At 63.8% G+C, this 19,073-nt stretch carries 17 protein-coding genes; 7 read left to right on the top strand and 10 right to left on the bottom strand.

What is annotated here, in order from left to right; translation table 11 throughout:
• The 3 genes from XH90_RS11660 to XH90_RS11650 are packed head-to-tail and all read right to left on the bottom strand — an operon-like array spanning window position 1 to window position 3,017.
• Window positions 1-1,104: an ABC-type transport auxiliary lipoprotein family protein gene (locus tag XH90_RS11660; protein ID WP_194481522.1), complete on the bottom strand. Its 1,104-nt coding sequence runs from the start codon at window positions 1,102-1,104 to the stop codon at window positions 1-3.
• 3 nt (window positions 1,105-1,107) lie between these two features.
• On the bottom strand, window positions 1,108-1,878 hold the full coding sequence (locus tag XH90_RS11655) for an ABC transporter ATP-binding protein (RefSeq protein WP_194481513.1): 771 nt from the start codon (window positions 1,876-1,878) through the stop codon (window positions 1,108-1,110).
• 2 nt (window positions 1,879-1,880) lie between these two features.
• On the bottom strand, window positions 1,881-3,017 hold the full coding sequence (locus XH90_RS11650; RefSeq protein ID WP_194481511.1) for an MlaE family lipid ABC transporter permease subunit: 1,137 nt from the start codon (window positions 3,015-3,017) through the stop codon (window positions 1,881-1,883).
• 164 nt (window positions 3,018-3,181) lie between these two features.
• Between XH90_RS11650 and XH90_RS11645 the strand changes: the two genes are divergently transcribed.
• A complete protein-coding gene (locus XH90_RS11645) occupies window positions 3,182-3,457 on the top strand; it encodes a hypothetical protein (RefSeq protein ID WP_194481509.1) in 276 nt (91 codons plus the stop codon).
• The gene (locus XH90_RS11640) at window positions 3,458-3,946 is read left to right on the top strand and encodes a phage holin family protein (protein ID WP_194481508.1); all 489 of its coding nucleotides are present in this window, start codon (window positions 3,458-3,460) and stop codon (window positions 3,944-3,946) included.
• 10 nt (window positions 3,947-3,956) lie between these two features.
• Here the strand turns inward: XH90_RS11640 and XH90_RS11635 are convergent, their stop codons facing one another.
• On the bottom strand, window positions 3,957-6,647 hold the full coding sequence (locus XH90_RS11635) for a bifunctional acetate--CoA ligase family protein/GNAT family N-acetyltransferase (RefSeq protein ID WP_194481506.1): 2,691 nt from the start codon (window positions 6,645-6,647) through the stop codon (window positions 3,957-3,959).
• A gap of 66 nt (window positions 6,648-6,713) precedes the next feature.
• Complete coding sequence (locus tag XH90_RS11630; RefSeq protein WP_194481504.1) at window positions 6,714-7,553, bottom strand: universal stress protein; 840 nt, start codon at window positions 7,551-7,553, stop codon at window positions 6,714-6,716.
• Between the two features lie 195 nt (window positions 7,554-7,748).
• On the opposite strand from XH90_RS11630, the gene XH90_RS11625 reads away from it, so the two are divergent.
• Both XH90_RS11625 and XH90_RS11620 read left to right on the top strand, forming a co-directional pair.
• Entirely contained in the window at window positions 7,749-9,296 is a 1,548-nt protein-coding gene (locus XH90_RS11625) for a bifunctional aminoglycoside phosphotransferase/ATP-binding protein (protein ID WP_194481503.1), read from the top strand.
• Between the two features lies 1 nt (window position 9,297).
• Window positions 9,298-10,269, top strand: a complete 972-nt coding sequence (locus XH90_RS11620) for a CHAD domain-containing protein (RefSeq protein ID WP_194481501.1) — start codon at window positions 9,298-9,300, stop codon at window positions 10,267-10,269.
• On the opposite strand, the gene XH90_RS11615 is transcribed toward XH90_RS11620, so the two are convergent.
• Window positions 10,266-12,110 carry an alpha/beta hydrolase gene (locus XH90_RS11615; RefSeq protein WP_194481499.1) on the bottom strand — a complete coding sequence of 615 codons (1,845 nt, stop codon included), beginning with the start codon at window positions 12,108-12,110 and terminating at the stop codon, window positions 10,266-10,268. The genes XH90_RS11620 and XH90_RS11615 overlap by 4 nt on opposite strands.
• A 205-nt stretch (window positions 12,111-12,315) precedes the next feature.
• On the opposite strand from XH90_RS11615, the gene XH90_RS11610 reads away from it, so the two are divergent.
• Window positions 12,316-13,044, top strand: coding sequence for a CBS domain-containing protein (locus XH90_RS11610; RefSeq protein ID WP_194481497.1), 729 nt, complete (start codon window positions 12,316-12,318; stop codon window positions 13,042-13,044).
• Window positions 13,045-13,059: 15 nt separating this feature from the next.
• Here the strand turns inward: XH90_RS11610 and XH90_RS11605 are convergent, their stop codons facing one another.
• The 3 genes from XH90_RS11605 to XH90_RS11595 form a co-directional block, all read right to left on the bottom strand.
• A complete protein-coding gene (locus tag XH90_RS11605; protein WP_194481496.1) occupies window positions 13,060-13,518 on the bottom strand; it encodes a RidA family protein in 459 nt (152 codons plus the stop codon).
• A 21-nt stretch (window positions 13,519-13,539) separates the two neighbouring features.
• On the bottom strand, window positions 13,540-15,231 hold the full coding sequence (locus XH90_RS11600; RefSeq protein ID WP_194481494.1) for a benzoate-CoA ligase family protein: 1,692 nt from the start codon (window positions 15,229-15,231) through the stop codon (window positions 13,540-13,542).
• Between the two features lie 147 nt (window positions 15,232-15,378).
• The gene (locus XH90_RS11595) at window positions 15,379-15,897 is read right to left on the bottom strand and encodes a MarR family winged helix-turn-helix transcriptional regulator (protein WP_194481492.1); all 519 of its coding nucleotides are present in this window, start codon (window positions 15,895-15,897) and stop codon (window positions 15,379-15,381) included.
• Between the two features lie 253 nt (window positions 15,898-16,150).
• Between XH90_RS11595 and XH90_RS11590 the strand changes: the two genes are divergently transcribed.
• The gene (locus XH90_RS11590; RefSeq protein ID WP_194481490.1) at window positions 16,151-17,323 is read left to right on the top strand and encodes an ABC transporter substrate-binding protein; all 1,173 of its coding nucleotides are present in this window, start codon (window positions 16,151-16,153) and stop codon (window positions 17,321-17,323) included.
• A 30-nt stretch (window positions 17,324-17,353) separates the two neighbouring features.
• Window positions 17,354-17,812, top strand: a complete 459-nt coding sequence (locus XH90_RS11585; RefSeq protein WP_194481488.1) for a cupin domain-containing protein — start codon at window positions 17,354-17,356, stop codon at window positions 17,810-17,812.
• A gap of 8 nt (window positions 17,813-17,820) precedes the next feature.
• On the opposite strand, the gene XH90_RS11580 is transcribed toward XH90_RS11585, so the two are convergent.
• Window positions 17,821-19,071: a flavin-dependent oxidoreductase gene (locus XH90_RS11580; protein WP_194481486.1), complete on the bottom strand. Its 1,251-nt coding sequence runs from the start codon at window positions 19,069-19,071 to the stop codon at window positions 17,821-17,823.
• Window positions 19,072-19,073 lie beyond the last annotated feature (2 nt).

Below are 19,073 nucleotides of genomic sequence, written 5' to 3'. Positions count from 1 at the left end.
TCACACCATCTGCACCGTCCAGCCGATCAATTCCCTGGCGATGCGGGCGAAGGCTGCGTCGAAGGCGGCGACGGCGGCGGCGGGCTCGATCTTGTCGAGCTTCTCACTGGTCTCCACCAGACGCGATGCGATCACCTTCCCGCTCTTGTCGACGATCCGCGCCGACAGTCCGATCTCGACCCGTGTCTCGCCCTCCGTGGCGATGCGGAAACGCCTGATGTCGATCAGGAGTTGGTAGTCCGCCTGCCCCAAATCGGTCGTCCGTAGCGGGGCGTGCGCGATATCGTAATTCTCGAAACTGTCGATCAGCCGCGCCTGCACCAGCTTGGGAATGCTGTCAGCCCAGAGGAAGTCGGCGAAGCCCTTGATGTCGCCAACCGACGAGAACAGCATGCGCTGAGTCTGAAGCATCGCGACGGCGGTCGGCTCGGGAATCGATAGCGACGCCGAGAGCGTTTTACCGACCGGTCCAAGATCCCGCGGCGTGAGCAAATCGTAGGTAATCTTTTGCGCAGGCGTGCCACCGCCGGTCATCTTCTCGAGGCCAGCCAGAATGCCGTCGATCTTGCCGGTGTTGCGCGCCAGGCCGTCGGAAAACGTCTTGAGATTGGCGATGGTGTCCTTGAGCGGGCCGGAATTGTCCTCGAGCACGGTGTCGACGCGCCGCAGGGCATCGCGCGCAGCCTGGGTCATGCTCTGGCCCGCGCCGGCCTCGGCGATCAGGGTCAATGGCTCGTCGGATTTGGCGACGATCATGCCCCCCTCCAGCGTCACCACCGGCACGCCGGTCAGCCCCTGGAAATCGAGCCCGACCTTGGTGTCGGTGCGCACCGGCGTCGTTGCGGCGACCGAGATCGTGGCGCTGACGAAGCGCGGATTGTCGGGCGCAAGACCGAGCTGCGTCACCTCGCCGACGCGAATGCCGTTGAACAGCACGCCGGCGCCGACCAGAAGACCCGGCACCGGCCCCTGGAATTGCACGTGGTAATTCGTACGCGGTCCGATGCCGCCGCTGTTGTTCAGCCAATAGACGAAGCCGAAAACCGCAACGATCGCGGCCAGCACGAAGCCGCCAATCAGCACATAGGGCGCGCGAGTTTCCATGTCTCATCTCATTTCATGTTGCAGCATCTGCGAGCGCTTGCCGTGGAAATAGGCGCGCACCCACGGGTGCTCGGATTGCAGCAATTCTCGCATCGGCCCTATCGCCACGATCTTGCCGTCGGCGAGCGCCGCGACGCGGTCGCAGACCGTGGTGAGGCTCGCAAGGTCATGGGTGACCATGAAGACCGTGAACCCCAGTGTCTTTTGCAGCGTCCGGATCAGCGAGTCGAAATCCCCGGCGGCAATCGGATCGAGGCCGGATGTCGGCTCGTCGAGGAAGAGGATCGGCGGATCGAGCGCGAGCGCGCGCGCCAGTGCCACGCGCTTGGTCATACCGCCGGATAGCTCCGACGGATATTTGTCCCCATCCTGCGCCCGCAGCCCGACCATCTCGAGCTTGGCGATCGCGATCTCGTCCATCAGCTCCTGCGACAGCGCGAGATTTTCGCGAAGCGGAAACTGCACGTTCTGCTTGACCGTCAGCGATGAGAACAGCGCGCCTTGCTGAAACAGGATGCCCCACGTTGCCGCCCGGCTTTGGTCATGCGTGCCACCGATCGGCCGTCCCATGATTTCGATGGTGCCACTACGACGCGGAATAAGGCCGATGATGGTCCGCATCAACACCGACTTGCCGCCTCCGGACGCTCCTACCAGCCCGAGGATCTCGCCGCGGCGGACGTCGAGCGACAAATGATCGAGCACGGTCTGGCGGCCGAAGCCGACCACGAGATCATGGACGCCGATCGCGAACTCTGCCTGCGCCTCGGGCATCGTCACATCCCGATCGAGGCGAAAAAGACCGCGAACAGGCCGTCCAGCACGATCACCAGGAAGATCGACTTGACCACCGACGTGGTCGTCTGCCGGCCGAGCGACTCCGCGCTGCCCTTGACACGCAATCCCTCGCTGCAGGCGACGATCCCGATCACCAGCGCCATGAACGGCGCCTTGAGGATACCGACCTCGAAATGGGTGACGGAGATGGCCTCATGCAGCCGCGCGATATAAATCGACGGTCCCATATCGCCGTAGAACTGTGCGACTAGGCCGCCGCCATACAGCGCGGCAATCGATCCGATGAAGGCTAGAATGGGCAGCGCGATGACGAGTGCAGCCACGCGCGGCAGGATCAGGACGTCGACCGGATCGAGCCCCATGGTCGAGAGCGCATCGATCTCCTCGCGCATCTTCATCGAACCGAGCTCGGCCGTGTAGGCGCTTCCCGAGCGCCCCGCAACCATGATGGCGACGATCAGCACGCCAAGTTCGCGCAGGACGAGGATGCCCACCATATCGACAGTGTAGGACTCCGCGCCGAACCTGCGGAAATGAAAAAACCCCTGCTGGGCGATGATGGCGCCGATCAGGAAGGTGATCAGCACGACGATGGGAATCGCCTGGAACCCGATCCGGTTGAGTTGATAGACCAGCGATGTCAGCCGCAGCGAGCGGGGCCGCCGCACGACACCGATCACGGCGATAAACAGGGCGCCGAGCATTTGCAGGAAGACCGCGATGTCTTCGCGGGCGCCGACCGTGGCCTTGCCGAGATCGTTCAATCTCAGCAGGACCGGATTGGGTGCGGCTGCCGGCGCAGGCGTGTGTCGATTGACCTGCCGCACCTCCGCCAACAGACCGCTGAATTGATCCGCCACGCCGACGATCTCGGCTGGCCTTCCCGATGACGCAGCCTGGCGTGACAGCTTCTCCAGAATCCAGGCGCCGAGCGTGTCGAGCGCACCGATGCCCGACATGTCGAGCGTTACGCTTCGCGATCGATCAACTTCCGCGCCAACCGTCCTGCAGAGCGTCTCGAGCGCAGACACGTTGGCTGCGATCCACGGCCCTTCGGGTCGCAATTTGAGCGCATCGCCAGAGGGGGTGGCCAGCAACAGAGGTTCCGAATTCACGCTCATATCCTCATGGGACGACCGGCCCCAATCGCTGTCTTCTAGGCCGGCACAGGGCGGCTCGATTGACTTGTCTCAAACATAGGTCTGTTCCCCTCATTGACGCAAATCAATCGTTATCGGGTTCGCTCGCATAGGCTCCTGCCATTCAATGGAGACCGCCCATGTTCGACACCGGCAGAATGAGCGACGAGCTGAGAGCCCTGAAGGTCGACGTCACACGTCTGCTGAGCACGGCTGGCGAGGACATGTTCGAGACATCGAAGGACCATGCAGAGGCCCTCGCCGATCAGATCAAGGCTGCGCTGGCCGAACTGGGCGAGACCGTCAGCGAAGAGCAGGAGCAACTCCACGATCTCGTCGCGGGACGCCCCGTGGCCTCGCTCGCGTCCGCCTTCGCGCTCGGCGTGGTCGTCGGCTTCATGCTGAGGAGGCACTAGGTGAATACGGAGAATGTGATCAAGCATCTGCGCGCACTGTGGCGCACGGACAGGATCATAGCGGATATCAGGCTTCGTCATCTGCTGGTCGGGTTCGGCTTGCGCGCATTCGCGGCGCTGATCGCCGCATTCGGGCTCCTGATGCTGGAACTATCAGCCTATTTCGCGCTACTCCAGATCTGGAGCGCGATCGCTGCGGCCGCCGTCCTCGGAGCGATCAATTTCGCCATCGCGGCGGCTCTGTTCATCGCGGCCGGACGCCCGCCTTCAGGCCGCGACATCGAGCTCGCCAATGAAATCCATGACACGTCGATCGAGGCCCTCCAGATCGAAGCCCGGGCGTTTCAGGGCCAATTGACCGGCGCGGTTCATCATCCGCTCAGCACGATCGTGCCGGTTCTGGTGCCTCTGATTGCCGTCATCGTCAAGAACATGCGAAAGACGACCAGGGAATCCGCCGCAGACACCGCGCCCGAAGCGCACTCCTGACCGGCGAGCGTCAGAGCTTGAGCCGGACGTCGCAGATGTCGGGCTCGGCGGGATCCGGCTTGATCTCGAAACCGAGCTGCCGGCACATCTCGAGCATCGCGACGTTCTCCTTGAGCACGTCGCCCGAGATGGTCTTGAGCCCTTCCGACCTGGCGTAGTCGATGATCAGTTGCATCAAGGCCCAACCAAGCCCCCTGCCCTTGAGGTCGGACCGCAGCAGGATCGCGTATTCGCCGCTCTCATAGATCGAGTCCGAGTGAAGCCGGACCACGCCGACCATCTCATTTTTTTCGTCGAACGCGATGAACGCCATGGCGCGCGCATAATCGAGCTGGGTCAGGCGTGCGATGAACTCGTGGGTGAACTCCTTCATCGGCGCGAAGAAGCGCAGGCGGAGATCATGGGCCGTAACGTGACCCAGGAACTCGTGAATGGTCGGCTCGTCCTCGGGACGCAGGGGACGAACCGAGATGTGCCAGCCGTCCTTGAGCGTAAGGCGGCGCTCCCATTGCGACGGATAGGCGCGAACGGCGAAATTGGCGGGGCCTGAGCCGGCAAATTTCGGCTGCGGCGGTCCCACCGCGACGCGGGCATCGACGGCCGTCACGCCGGTTTCGTCCGCGAGCAGCGGGTTGATATCGAGCTCGCGAATTTCGGGGATGTCCGCCGCCATCTGCGCCAGCTTCACCAGCACCATGGCGACGGCGTCCGGCTTGACCGCGGGCACGTCCCGATAAGCCTGCAACAATCGCGAGACGCGGGTCCGCTCGATCAGGTCGCGGGCGAGCTGCAAATCGAGCGGCGGCAAAGCCAAGGCCTTGTCGTTGATGATCTCCACTGCCGTGCCGCCCCGGCCGAACACGACGACCGTGCCAAAAGTGGGATCGTCGGCAAGGCCCAGGATCAGTTCGCGCGCCTTGGCCTTGACGACCATCGTTTGCACGATGACACCGTCAACGCGGGCTTCGGGCCGCAACTTCCGCGCCCGCGCAAGTATGCCGGCAGCGGCCCCGCGCACCGCAGCCGGCGTGGTCAGATTGAGCACGACGCCGCCGACGTCGGACTTGTGGATGATGTCGCGCGACAGGATCTTGAGCACGACGGTGTCGCCCTGCGCGAACACCTCCTCCGCGTAGCTGACCGCCTGCTCGACATCGGCAGCCGCATAGGTCGGCACCATCGCGATGTCATAGCACCCAAGCAGATGCTTGATCTCGACGGGCTCGAGCCATTTGCGCCCGTCGGCCATGGCCGTCGCGACGATCTGCCTTGCAGTCGCGACATCCGGCACGAACGTATCGGGCATCGCCGGCGGCACCTGGCTCAATTCGTCGACCACCTCGCGATGCCGCACCAGATGCATGAAGCCGCGCACTGCATCGTCTTCGGTCGGGTAATTCGGAATGCCGGCGGCCGACAGCGTCGCAATGATCTGCTGATCGGCCCCCACCCAGGCTGCCAGCACGGGCTTGGCCCAACTGCGGTGCTTCTGGCGATATTTGACGACGAGTTCCGTCACGGTCGTCGCGATCGCGGCGGCCGATGCAATCGCGGTCTGCACGTTGAGCACGAGGACCGCATCGTTGCCGGGATCGTCGAGCAGCACCTCCAGCGCCGCCGCATAACGCGAGGCATCCGCGTCGCCGACGATATCGACGGGATTGGCGCCGGACCAGGTCGGCGGCAACACCGCATCGAGCTTCTCGCGCGTCTCGGGCGTCATGGGGGCGGGAATTCCGCCAAGGTCCGCGAGCCGATCGACAGCCAGGACGCCGATGCCACCGCCATTGGTCAGAATCGCGAGACGCTTTCCCGCCGGCGATCCGATCCGACCGAGCGTCTCGGCACAATCGAATAGCTCCCGCAGATCCGACACGCGCAGGACGCCGGCGCGGCGGAAGGCTGCATCATAGACCGCATCCACACCGGCGAGTGCGCCCGTATGCGTAGCGGCCGCCTTCGCACCCTGAGCCATGCGACCGGGCTTCACCACGACGACAGGCTTTACACGGGCGGCAGCGCGCGCCGCCGACATGAACTTTCGCGCATCCTTGATGGCCTCGATGTAGAGCAGGATGGCGCGGGTCTTGTGGTCCATCGCGAAGTGGTCGAGCAAATCTGCGATGTCGACGTCGATCTGATCGCCGATCGAGACGATGCCGGAGAAGCCGACGCCACGCTGGGCAGCCCAATCCACCATGCCGGCCGCGATCGCGCCCGATTGCGAGATCAGCGCGAGGTTTCCTGCCCCGGGCATGTGCGCGGCGAAGCTCGCATTGAGGCTTGCGCCGGGCATCATGATGCCGAGACAATTGGGACCGATCAGCCGCATGCCGTATTTGCGGGCAGCGGCGATGGCAGCTTCCTCGAGCGATCCCGGTCCGTGCCCGAGCCCCGCCGAGACGATCAAGGCGCCGGCCGAGCCCCGCCGGCCGGCCTGGTCGATGATTTCAGGGACTTCGCGCGCGGGCGCAGTGATGACGACCAACTCGGGCACGAACGGCAGCTTTTCCAGCCGGCTCACCGCGGCAACGCCGCCGATCTCGGCATGGCGCAGGTTTACCAGGCCGAACTGCCCTTTGAACCCCGCCTTGCCGATGTTTTCGAGGACCGCGCGCCCAACGGACGCCGGGCGCGCACTTGCGCCGACCAGCGCGACCGATCGGGGCGACAACAGGTTTTTCAGGCGATAAGTCGACATGATCACAATCGTTCGATCGGGCAACGGGTCCGACGGAAGCTAACCCGGATGGAGGCTGAAACGCACCTAGTGCGACATCATCACCCAGCATGGTGGCTGGCCGATGACGGTCTTGGTCACGCCGCCCCAGACGGTCTCGTTCAGGCGCGAATGATGATAAGCGCCCATGACGATGGCGTCGACGGCGTGGGATTGTGCCCAGCTTCCCAGCACCTTGCCAATCGAGCTGCCGTTGCCCTTCACCGTCTCGAACGAGGCATAGATCCCGTGTTCCCTCAAGTGATGGACGAGATTGTTGCCGGATTGCGTGATCGTATCGTCCTTGTCGTCAGCCACGGTGATCACGCGCACCACAGCGGCGGCTTGCAGGATGGGTAGTGCGTCGCCGACCGCGCGCGCGGCACGCGCCGAATGGTCCCAGGCAATCATGACGTTCTCGAATTCGGGCCGCAGCGCCTCCACCTGCTCCTCTGGACATAGCAGCAACGGCCGCCCGGAGTGGAACAAGAATGTTTCAACGAGGTTTTCGGTTCGGCTGTGGTGCGGCTTCACCGGGATCAACGCGAGGTCGCTGAAGCGCGCATGCTCGGCCAAAGTCGACGCGATCTGGTCCGCCGGCACCTTGCCCGATCGGCTTTGGGCACGAATGCCGGCTCGCGAGGCCGCGTTGGTGAACGCATTCAGCAGTTGCTGTATCTCGCCCGCCTCGCGCACATTGCTGAATGCGGCGGCCTCCGGGTCGTCAGGGAACACCACATTCGGCCGCACGAAAGCATCGTTCGCGAGCGCGAGCCCCGTGATCCTGGCGCCGAGATCCGCGGCAACGGCGACGCACTTCTCGATTGCAGCCAGCGTGGGAGCCTGGGGTTCGCCGACGAGCGGCAGAAAGACGTCCTTGATGGGCATCGGATTCTCCTTGCCGGCCAGAATAGGCCGCCTTCGGTCCGGGCGCTTGATCCTCCTCAAGCCGGGAATACTCCGCATCGCCTGCCGACGACAGGCCTTGACGGAAGTCAAGAACTGGTCGCAGCTCCGGAGTAAGCGTTACCTCGGCTTGCGGCCGGACCGCTTGGCGCCCCCATCCGCATGATGCCGGCAGCGATGACAGTCAATTCGACGACCCAGGAACGGATTTTTGCGGCACTGACCGCGCATGCCGGCGTGAAGCGGATCGATACGCACGCGGCTTCGGTCTTCCTCGACGGGGCGCGGGCGCTGAAGGTCAAGCGGGCGGTCAAGTATCCGTTCCTCGACTATTCGACACTCGAGAAACGCAAGGCTGCCTGCGAGGAGGAGGTCAGGATCAACCGGCCGCACGCGCCGCAAATCTATCACGGCATCGCGGCCGTCACGGAGGAGCCGGACGGGTCGGTGACGATCGGCGGCCGCGGCCGGCCGATCGAATATGCCGTCGACATGGCGCGTTTCGACGAGAACCAGACGCTGGATCATCTGGCGAAGGCCGGACGGTTCGATTCGGACTTTGCATCGGCCATCGCGGACGCAATCGCGGCCTCGCATGCAGCCGCGACGCCCACCAACGGCGAGGCTTGGGTTTCCTCGGTCCCCGCCTTGATCGAGGGCAACAGCAATGGCCTGCGGAACGGCAATCGTTTCCCCGCAGCAGAGATCGAGCAGCTTGTGCAGGCCTCGCACGCCGCATTCCTGCGCGTCCGATCCTTGCTTCAAGAGCGCGCCCGCCGGGGCTTCGTGCGCCGGTGCCACGGCGATTTGCATCTTGCGAACATCGTGCTGATCGAGCGACGGCCTGTCCTGTTCGACGCCATCGAGTTCGATGCACAGATGGCGACGGTCGACGTGCTCTACGACCTCGCATTCACGCTGATGGACCTGCTGCACCACGATCAGCCGCTTGCCGCAAACGTCGTTCTGAACCGGTATCTCGCCGCAACGCCGCTCGACAATCTCGACGCGCTCGGCGCGCTGCCGCTGTTCATGTCGATCCGCGCAGCCATCCGCGCCCAGGTGACGCTGGCGCGGCTGAAGCCGGCCCGTCCCGACGACGCCGAGATTGTTGACGAGGCCCGTCGCTATTTCGGTCTCGCCCGGACGCTGATCCAGCCTCCCCCTCCCCGTCTGATCGCGGTAGGGGGACTGTCGGGCACCGGCAAATCGGTTCTGGCGCGCGCGCTCGCGCCGATCGTCGCGCCGCAACCAGGCGCCGTCGTGTTGCGCAGCGACGTCATTCGCAAGCAGATGTTCGGGGTCGCCGACACGGAACGGCTGCCGCCATCTGCCTATACGCCCGAGCTTGCCGAGCGGGTCTACGCGACCTTGACCGAGCGCGTCCGCCGCGTGTTGGCCCAGGGTCATTCGGCGATCGTCGACGGCGTGTTCGCCCGCGATGCCGAAAGAGACGCCTTCGCCAAGCTGGCCCAGGATAGCGGCGTGCCTCTCACCGGCCTGTTTCTGGTGGCGGATCTGGCGACCCGGCAGGCTCGAATCGGCAGCCGCAGCGACGACGTGTCGGATGCCACGCAAGAGGTTGCCGCGTTGCAAGAGCACTATAATATCGGCCATGTCGACTGGACGATCATCGATGCATCCGGGACGCAAGCGCAGACGCTCCAGGGCTGCCGGAACGCGATCACTGACGGCAGGCAAGGCGATCTGATTGGCGCGGGCTAGGATGGCGCGACCCAGTACGAATTCGACAATGCTCGGCAGCGCCAGGCCTGCGGCGGGCCGTAGGTTGCCCGGCCGCCTCAGCGCCGGCATGGCCTGCGACACAGCATTTCGGATCATCGCGCGCCGTCACCTCGCTGCGGTCCTGGCCCAGCATGACGGCACCTGCCGTGGCGATCCGGAGGCGCTGCATCAGATCCGAATCGCGCTGACCCATCTGAGGACCGCGATTCGTTTCTTTTCGCCCATGGTCGACGATGCGCTGCGCCCCAAAGTCTGGACCGAGCTGAAATGGCTGAACAGCCAGCTCGGCATGGTACGGGACCTCGACGTCGCGATTGAACGCGTCGTAGTGGAAGCCGGTGACGAACTCGCCGTGATCGCCGAGCTCCAGCACTGGGACGAGAAACGCGCCGAGAGCCACCGCCTGCTGGCCCGTGCGCTGCAGTCGGTGCGATATCGCCGCTTGGTCGAACAGACCACGAGCTGGATCGATAGCGGCCCCTGGTCGACCCGGCGCAGCAAGGAGGCCATCAGGCTGCGTCGCTGCCCGCTCGCCGACCACGCAATGGCGCAACTGATCGAATGGAAAAGGACGCTGCTCAAGAAGGCGAGGAAGCTCCGCAAGCTCGACGTCGAAAGACGGCACAAGCTGCGGATCCTCAACAAGCGACTGACTTATTCAATCGAGTCGCTGGAGGATCTGTTCGCCGACAAGTCGCTCACGAAGCAGAAGTCCATCCTCAAGCAGTTGCGCAGGGCGCAAAAATCCCTCGGACAGTTGAACGACGACGCACGCGGCCAGACGTTGGCCGCCTCGCTGAACGAGGCCGTCCCCGAGGCCGGCATTCGCTTTCTCGACCGCAAGCGGGAAAAGAAGCTGTTGCGCACCGCTTCGACGGCGTATCGCAAACTCGAAAAGACCAAGCCTTTCCGCGCCTCCGACCTGACGCCCGATCTCGACCCCGAGGACTAGGTCCGAACGTAGTCCCCTGGGGCATCGGGCAAGCCATCGATGTCGCCATACCCGATCGGCGGCGGATCGCAGGGCTTGCCCGATCTCGCGATCAACCACCGGCTCCATTCGGGCCACCATGATCCCTCGACATGCGACGCCAGCTTCAGCCATTCATCCGGGCCGATATAGGGCGCGTCCGCTGCCTTGGTCATGACCTGATAGCTGTGTCCGGGCTCGTCGGGCGGCGCGACGACGCCGGCATTGTGGCCGCCGCTCGTCAACAGGAAGGTCAGGTCGGCATCCACCTGGTAGTGGAGCTTGTGCACGGATCGCCATGGCGCCACGTGGTCGGTCAGGGTACCGACCACGAACATCGGAGCATGAATGTCGGACAGCGAGACGCTCTTGCCCTCCACCTGATAACGCCCCTCGGCGAGATCGTTGTCGAGGAACAGCTTGCGCAGATATTCCGAATGCATCCGATAAGGCAGCCGCGTCGCATCCGCATTCCAGGCCATCAGGTCGCTCGGCGCCGCCGCCTCGCCCATCAGATAATCATGCGACAGCCGCGACCAGATCAGGTCGTTCGAACGCAGCAGCGCGAAAGCGCCGGCCATCTGCGCCGTATCGAGGTAGCCGCGCTGCCACATGATGTCTTCGAGGAAAGCGACCTGGCTTTCGTTCACGAACAGCGTCAGTTCGCCGGCCTCGGTGAAGTCCGTCTGCGCGGCAAGCAGCGTGATGGTGCCGAGACGATCATCGCCGTCGCGCGCCATCTTGGCGGCGGCGATCGACAACAACGTGCCACCCAGACAATAGCCGAGCGCGTGGGTCTTCCGACCCGGCACAATTCGTTCGATCGCATCCAGCGCAGCCATCACGCCGAGCTTGCGATAATCGTCGAACGCGACGTTCCGATCCCTCGCATCCGGGTTGCGCCAGGAGATTGCGAAGACGGTAAAGCCCTGATCGGTGAGATATTTGACCAGCGAGTTCTGCGGCGACAGATCGAGAATGTAGTATTTCATGATCCAGGCCGGCACGATCAGGATCGGCTCGGGCCGCACGTGTACGGTCGTCGGACGGTACTGGATCAGCTCGATCAGCTCATTGCGGTAGACGATTTTGCCGGGCGACGCCGCGACCGTCCTGCCGACGACAAACTGTTCATTGCCGGCGGGCTTCGCGGCCGACAGCATTCGTACCAGGTCGCCGTACCAGTTCTGCCAGCCGAAAACGAAATTCTCGCCGCCGCTCTGAAAGGCCTTCTCCAGCACCTCCGGGTTGGTCATCGCAAAGTTCGACGGCGCCAGCATGTCCAGCATCTGGCGCACCGAGAATTCGACGATGGCGTCATTCGCGCGCGAGACGCCACGCACCCCGGTCGTAGCATCGTGCCACCAGCGCTCTGCGAGCAGAAACGCCTGCGCAAAAACATTGAACGGCGCCGCCTCCCATTGCGGCTCCTTGAAGCGGCGGTCCCGCCCCTCCGGCCGGATCACCGACCAGGGCTTCTGGCCCGATGACATCGCGTGCGCGGCAACTTCCAGCAGTCGGCCCGTGTCACGAAGGATATCGTTGGTAATCTCCATCCGGCGCTGCGGCGCCGCGGCGAGGTGAAGGCTCCAATCGAACCAGGCGAGCAGCAAGGCCGCCGGCGAAATCCCGCCCGTAAACCGCGCCAGCATCGCATGGAACGCGCGATCCACAGGGTAAGGTTCCGACATCGGCGTGGCCGCCGGCTTCTCGGCAGCCGGTTCGTTACGCGTCGCAACAGGAACCACGCCTGCGACCGGTTCGACGGGAGGTGCCGGCAGCACCGGCTCTTCGGTCCGAGGAAGGATCTGCACGACGCTCATGGCCAAAAAATCTCGCTCGCATCTGGTCTGCGAGACGATATGACCAGCCGCTGCAAAAACGTTGAGCTGCATCAATTCCGCAGGATTGATCACGATCGCTTCACTGGGAGGGACCGACCTCCTCGGCTTGACCTACGTCAAACCGCACCCCAGCGCCTGATCTAGAAATTCCCCAACGAAGTTCGACAAGCCAGCGGAGCAGTCCATGCGCGCCCACCAAATCATGACCCGGTCGGTCATCTCGGTTACCCCCGACACCAGCATCGTCGAAGCCGCGAACATCATGTTGAAGCGTCACGTCAGCGGCCTCACCGTCGTCGACGACGGCGGCAAGCTGGTCGGGGTGGTCTCGGAAGGCGACTTCATCCGCCGCAGCGAAATCGGCACTGGCCGCAAGCGCGGCCGCTGGCTGCGGTTCATCCTCGGCGCCGGCAAATCGGCCGGCGATTTCGTCCACGAGCATGGCCGCAAGGTCGCGGAGGTCATGACCACCTCACCCGTCACCATCACCGAGGATACCGCGCTCGCGGAGATCGTCGACCTCATGGAGCGGAACAACGTGAAGCGCCTGCCGGTTGTTCGCGGCGACAAGGTCGTCGGCATCGTGTCGCGCGCCAATCTTCTGCAGGCGGTGGCGGGCCTTGCCCGCGAAGTGCCGGATCCGACGGCCGACGACGATCACATCCGCGGCCGCATCATCGATGCCATGGAGAAATACGACTGGTGCCCGTTCGGGCTGAACGTCATCGTGCGCGACGGCATCGTTCACTTGAGCGGCGTCATCACCGAGGAACGCTCCCGGCAAGCGGCGATCGTTGCGGCGGAAAACGTTGAAGGTGTCAAGAAGGTGCACGACCATCTGTGCTGGGTCGACACCATGTCAGGCGTCTATCTGAACTCGCCCGAGGACGATGATCTCGCCAAGGCGAGCTGAGACGGGAATCGCGACTCAACGAGGAATGACGGCGGTGGCCTCGATCTCGACGCGTGCCGCCTTCTCCACGAGGCGCACGACCTGGACCAGCGCCATCGCCGGATAATGTGCGCCGAAGGTGGCGCGGTAGATCTTGCCGAGCTCCTTCAGATTCGTCAGATACTCCTCCATGTCGACGACGTACCAGGTCAGACGAACCAGATGCTCGGGCCGCGCGCCGGCCTCTGCCAAAATCTCGGCAATGTTGCTCAGGGTCTGGCGCACCTGCGCGACGAAGCCGTCGGCGAGACGCTCCTGGGCATCCCAGCCGATCACACCGCCCGTGACGACGATGCGCCCCTCGGCGGCCATGCCGTTGGCATAGCCCTTCGGCACCGGCCAGCCGGATGGCTGAAGCACCTGCGCCCTGGGACCGGCGTCGTCCTCGGCGGCGGTGGGTAGCACAGCAAGCTGGGGGCCTTTCGGCGTTGTCACGGACAATTCTCGATCCTCATCTCATTCGGCCGCGACGCCCGAGGACGTCGCAGCCGCCTGCGCCAATTGCCGCAAGGCAAAGCGCTTCAATTTTCCGGTCTCGGTCTTCGGCAACTGCGTCACGAACTCGATCGCGCGCGGATATTTGTAGGGCGCGATCTCGCGTTTGACATGCTCCTGCAATTCGGCCGCGAGCCTGGCATCCGGCGTCACGCCGGGCGCGGCAACGACATAGGCTTTCACGATCATCCCGCGCGCCTCGTCCGGCGCACCGACGACGCCGCACTCGGCGACCGCAGGGTGCGTGAGCAACGCTGTTTCCACGTCCGTGCCCGCGATATTGTACCCGGATGACACGATCATGTCGTCGGAGCGCGACTGGTACCAGAAGTAACCGTCGCTATCCATCAGATAGGTGTCGCCGGTGATATTCCAGCCGTTCTGGACGTATTTTCGCTGACGCTCGTCGGCGAGATAGCGGCAACCGGTCGGCCCGCGCACCGCGAGCTTTCCCATCGTGCCTGCCGGCACGTCGTTGCCGTCGTCATCGACGATTTTAGCCTCATAGCCGGGAACGGGCTTGCCCGTCGCACCAGGGCGAATCTCGTCTTCGGTCGCACTGATGAAAATGTGCAGCAACTCGGTCGAACCGATCCCGTCCATGAGCTTGATGCCGGTGGCCTTCAGCCAGGCATCGAACGTCGGCTTGGGCAGCGTCTCGCCCGCGGAGACGCACTTTCGCAGTGAGGATATGTCACGACCGGGCAGCTTGCCGATCATGGCGCGGTACGCCGTCGGCGCCGTGAAGCAAACCGTGGTCTTGTACCGCTCGATCGCCGTCAGGATGTCGTCGGGCGTCGTCTTCTCCAGGACGACGAAGGAAGCGCCGATGTGCATCGGGAACAGAACGCCGCCGAAGCCGAAGGTGAAGGCGAGCGGCGCCGAACCGACGAAGCGATCTTTCTGCTCGGCCCGCAGGATGTTGCGCGCATAGCCGTCGCAAACCGCCAGCATGTCCCGATGGAAATGCATGGTGCCCTTCGGATCGCCTGTTGTGCCCGAGGTGAAGGCAATCAAGCAGATGTCGTCGGAGGCGGTATCGACTGCCGTAAACTCGGGGCTCGCGTCCGCAATCAGCGCCTCGAGCGAGTCGGGCGTCCCATTGCCCCAATAGACCACGTGCTCGAGACCGGGGGCGGCGAGCCTTGCCTTCTCCATCTCGTCGGAGAGTTTGCCGTCGCAGAGCGCGAGCCCAATTTCCGCTTTCTGGATCGGATAGGACAGTTCCTTGGCGCGCAGCAACGGCATCGTCGCCACGCAGATGCCGCCGGCCTTGATCACCGCGAGATAGGTCGCGACCATCATCGGGCTGTTGGCCGAACGCAGCATCACGCGGCCGCCGGTCACAAGTCCGAGCTTGCTCACCAACACATTGGCGATGCGGTTCACCAGCGCTTGCAGTTCGCGATAGGAATAGCTGACGGCAGGACTGATGACGCAAGGCGCATCGCCGTGCCCCTGCTCGACCCACCGGTCGAGGAAATAGCTGACGCAATTCAGTCGCGCCGGATAGCGCAGCTCCGGCCGCGTGAAAATGAACTCCGGCCACAGATCCGGCGGCGGCAGATGCTGCCGCCCGAACGTATCGACATGGGCGGTCGCAGCGTTTGCGTCATGCGAGCCCGAGACTTGAACCTTGGCGGCGTTGGCCATCGCACGCTCCTTTGCGCATGGAAAGCACCCGGCAGCACTCACTGGAAAACATTTTAGGCTTAAAACAATTTGGCGCAATAGTCGATTTTGGCAATCCAAGCATTTTCCTGCGGCAAAAGGGGCTTGGCGGCTGGCCCGCCGATGGGCTTAGGGCCGGCGACGCGCGGCCGATTTCTGCGCCGACGCCTTGGTCTTGGCCAGCAATCGCATCAGTTCGCGCACATCCTTGGGCGTCAGATCGGCGAAGAGATCGGCAATCCAGGTCTCGTGTTCCGCGGCCATCCTGCGAAACTCGGCACGACCGAGTTTCGTGAGACGGATCACCTGGACACGGCGATCGGTCTCCGAGGTGCGGCGGTCGAGATGGCCGGATTCCACGAGGCGCTCGACGAGGCCGGTGACGTTGCCGTTGGACACCATCATGCGCTTGGAGACATCGGACAGCGTCATGCCGTCGGGCGCCTTGTCGAGCTGCGCCATCAGGTCGAAACGTGGCAGCGTGACATCGAAGCGCTCCCGCAGTCGGCCGCGGACCTCGCCCTCGATCAGGGTCGTGCAGGTGAGCAGGCGCAACCACAGCCGAAGCTCATCGGCGTGGTCCTCCGGCGTTTCGACGGCCTTGGTCTCGGAATCGAGCATCTCGATGCAGTCACTCACGGCCGGCATTGGCGCCGGCTCGGATTCCCCAACGTTTTGAGCTTCAAATAAATCGACGCCGGCCGCAAGCCCAAAGCTGCAACAATCGACCGCACGGCAGTTTCTTTAGGCTTCAAATAATTGGCGCGCCGCTTGCATGCGCCGCTGCCTGCAAGATGGCGGCGGCCTGAGCTTGGCTTGCCGCGAGCGCCGTCATCGGCATAAGCTTGGATTGGAGTACGGGGCCTGCAATGCGAGCCCTGATGTCACGGGGGGATCAATCATGAAGACGCAACTGACCTTGGCCGCAGCCACACTTCTTCTCGGCACCGCGATGAGCCCTGCCCTCGCGCAGGAGAAGCTCAAGCTTGGCCTGATCGTGACTCTGTCAGGACCAGCGGCCGCACTCGGCCAGCAGGTTCGCGACGGCTTTGCCCTCGCGGTGAAAGATCTCGGCAGCAAGATGGGTGGGCGCGATGTCGAGGTCGTCGTGGTCGACGACGAATTGAAGCCCGACGCGGCGGTGACAAAGGTCAAGAGCCTGCTCGAGCGCGACAAGGTCGACTTCGTGGTCGGTCCGATCTTCTCCAACGTCCTTCAGGCGATCCACCGGCCGGTCACGGAGGCCAAGGTATTCCTGATCAGCCCGAATGCCGGGCCTTCGACGTTTGCCGGCAAGGATTGCAGTCCGTTCTTCTATGTGACGTCCTATCAGAACGATCAGGTGCACGAGATCCTCGGCAAGGTCGCGCAGGATCGCGGCTACAAGCGGATGTATCTCATGGTGCCGAACTATCAGGCCGGCAAGGACTCGGTCGCCGGCTTCAAGCTCGACTACAAGGGCGAGATCGTCGAAGAGTCCTACATGCCGCTCAACACGCTGGACTTCCAGCCGGAGCTATCCAAGATTGCGTCGCAGAAGCCCGATGCCCTCTTCACGTTCATGCCGGGCGGCCTCGGCGTCAACCTGGTCAAGCAGTACAAGCAGGCTGGTCTCGCCGACAGCATTCCGGTGCTCTCGGCTTTCACGGTCGATGAATCAACCCTGCCGGCGCAGCAGGACGCGGCCGTTGGCATGTTCGGCGGCGCGAACTGGGCGCCCAATCTGGACAATCCCCAGAGCAAGAAATTTGTTGCCGCCTATGAGGCCGCCTATAACGGCGTGCCCGGGACCTATGCGATGCAGGCGTATGACGCCGCGATGCTGATCGACAGCGCCGTCAAGGGCGTGAAGGGCGATCTCTCCAACAAGGACGCTGTTTCGGCGGCCCTGAAGAAAGCGGACTTCACGTCGCTCCGTGGTTCGTTCAAGTTCAACATCAATGGCTATCCGATCCAGGACTTCTATCTGACCAAGGTCGCAAAGCGCCCGGATGGCAAATTCCAGACCGAGATCGTTCAAAAAGTTTTCGAGAACTACGGCGACCGCTATGCCAAGGAATGCAAGGCGAACTAACACTGCGCGTCGCGTTATGGGAGGACTGCAATGAAGAGCGAAATCACCGGCATCACGCGGGCTAACGAAGGCATCCAGGGCATTTCCTGGAACATCCTCGGCCAGACTTATGTGCCGAAGAGCAACACCGAGAACAGTTTCTCCTGGCACGCCACGCTGCCTCCGGGCACGTTCGTGCCGCCGCATATCCATCCCGACCAGGACGAATATCTCTACATGCTGGAGGGCAAGCTCGACTTCGTGCTCGGCAATTCGGAAGCGCAGGCGACGCCCGGCGATCTGATCCGGCTCGGCATGGGTGTGCCGCACGGCATCTTCAACAAATCGGACCAGACCGCAAAGGTGCTGTTCTGGGTGTCACCGACCAAAAAACTGTTCGACCTGTTCTGGGGCCTTCACAACATGAAGGAGCAGAAGCCGGAGGACGTCGTGGCGATGGCCGCCGAGTTCAACATCCACTTCCTGCCGCCGCCGCCCGGCGCCGGTTAGCGGCCGCTTTACGCGCGCACTGCCGCAAGTCCCGGGACCGCGGCGAAGCCGGCCTTGGTAGCGTAGCCGCGTACGATCGCCTCCCGCTGGGAATAGCTCAGCACATTCTCGATATTGTCGAAGCCGTCGGGCGCGAGCTGCTCGACGGCGTCGATGACGCCCTCGGGGCCACCTCGCCTGTTGGAGCGGACAATGTCCGCGGTCATCGGCAAGCGCTTCTTCTCGTATTCCATCAAGGCCTGCCGCGGATGCTCGGCGCGCACCAGCGCGTCGGCGAGGCAGCGCGCATCGAGGATCGCCTGCGAGGCACCGTTCGAGCCGACCGGATACATGGGATGGGCGGCATCGCCGAGCAGGGTGACGCGTCCCGACGACCAATAGGGCAAGGGATCGCGGTCGCAGGTCGGGTATTCGTAGAACTCGGGCGTCGCCGAGATGAGGCTCCTCACATCGACATAGGGCACCGAGAAGCGCGCGACATGCGGCATCAGTTCCTCGCGCCGGCCCGGCCGCGACCAGTCTTCCTTCCGCGGCGGCGGCGCATTGCCCTCGCCCACCTTCACCAGCACCGCCCAATTGGTGAGACGGCTCGCCTGGCTCGATCCCTCCGCGATCGGATAGATCACCACCTTGGCGTTGAGGCCACCGGCGACGATCATCGACTTACCCGTGAGAAACAGCGGCCAGTCGCGCGCACCGCGCCACAGCATCAAGCCGTTCCAGCACGGCGGCCCTTCGTTCGGGAACAGCGTGTCACGGACGCGCGAGTGGATGCCGTCGGCCCCGATCAGGATATCGCCGCGCGCCGTGTGGATGTGCGCCCCGGCGCGATCGAAGAAGTAAGCGGTGACGCCACCCTCGTCCTGCGTGAATGCGCCAAGCCGGCAGCCGGTATGGATCGCCTCCATTCCAAGCCGCTCCTCGACGGCGCGATGGATAACACCCTGGAGGCGGCCACGATGGATCGAGAATTGCGGGACATCATGGCCTGCGTCCACGCCGCGCGCTTCGCGCCAGACCTCCTGGCCATGGCGGTTGAGGTAGTAGAGCTGGTCAGTGCGGATTGCGACGTCGTCGAGCTTTTGCAGCAGGCCAAGGCTGGCGAGCTCGCGCATGGCGTGCGGCAGCGTGTTGATACCGACGCCGAGTTCGCGGATCGTATCGGACTGCTCGAAGATCTCACAGCCGATGCCGCGGGCCCGCAGCATCAAGGCGGTGGTGAGACCACCGATACCGCCGCCGACGATAATCGCCTTCATCG

The organism is Bradyrhizobium sp. CCBAU 53338 (assembly GCF_015291665.1).
GTDB lineage: Bacteria > Pseudomonadota > Alphaproteobacteria > Rhizobiales > Xanthobacteraceae > Bradyrhizobium.
The sequence above is the reverse complement of the archived record's forward strand: the minus strand, read 5'-3'. Positions and strand labels throughout refer to the sequence as shown.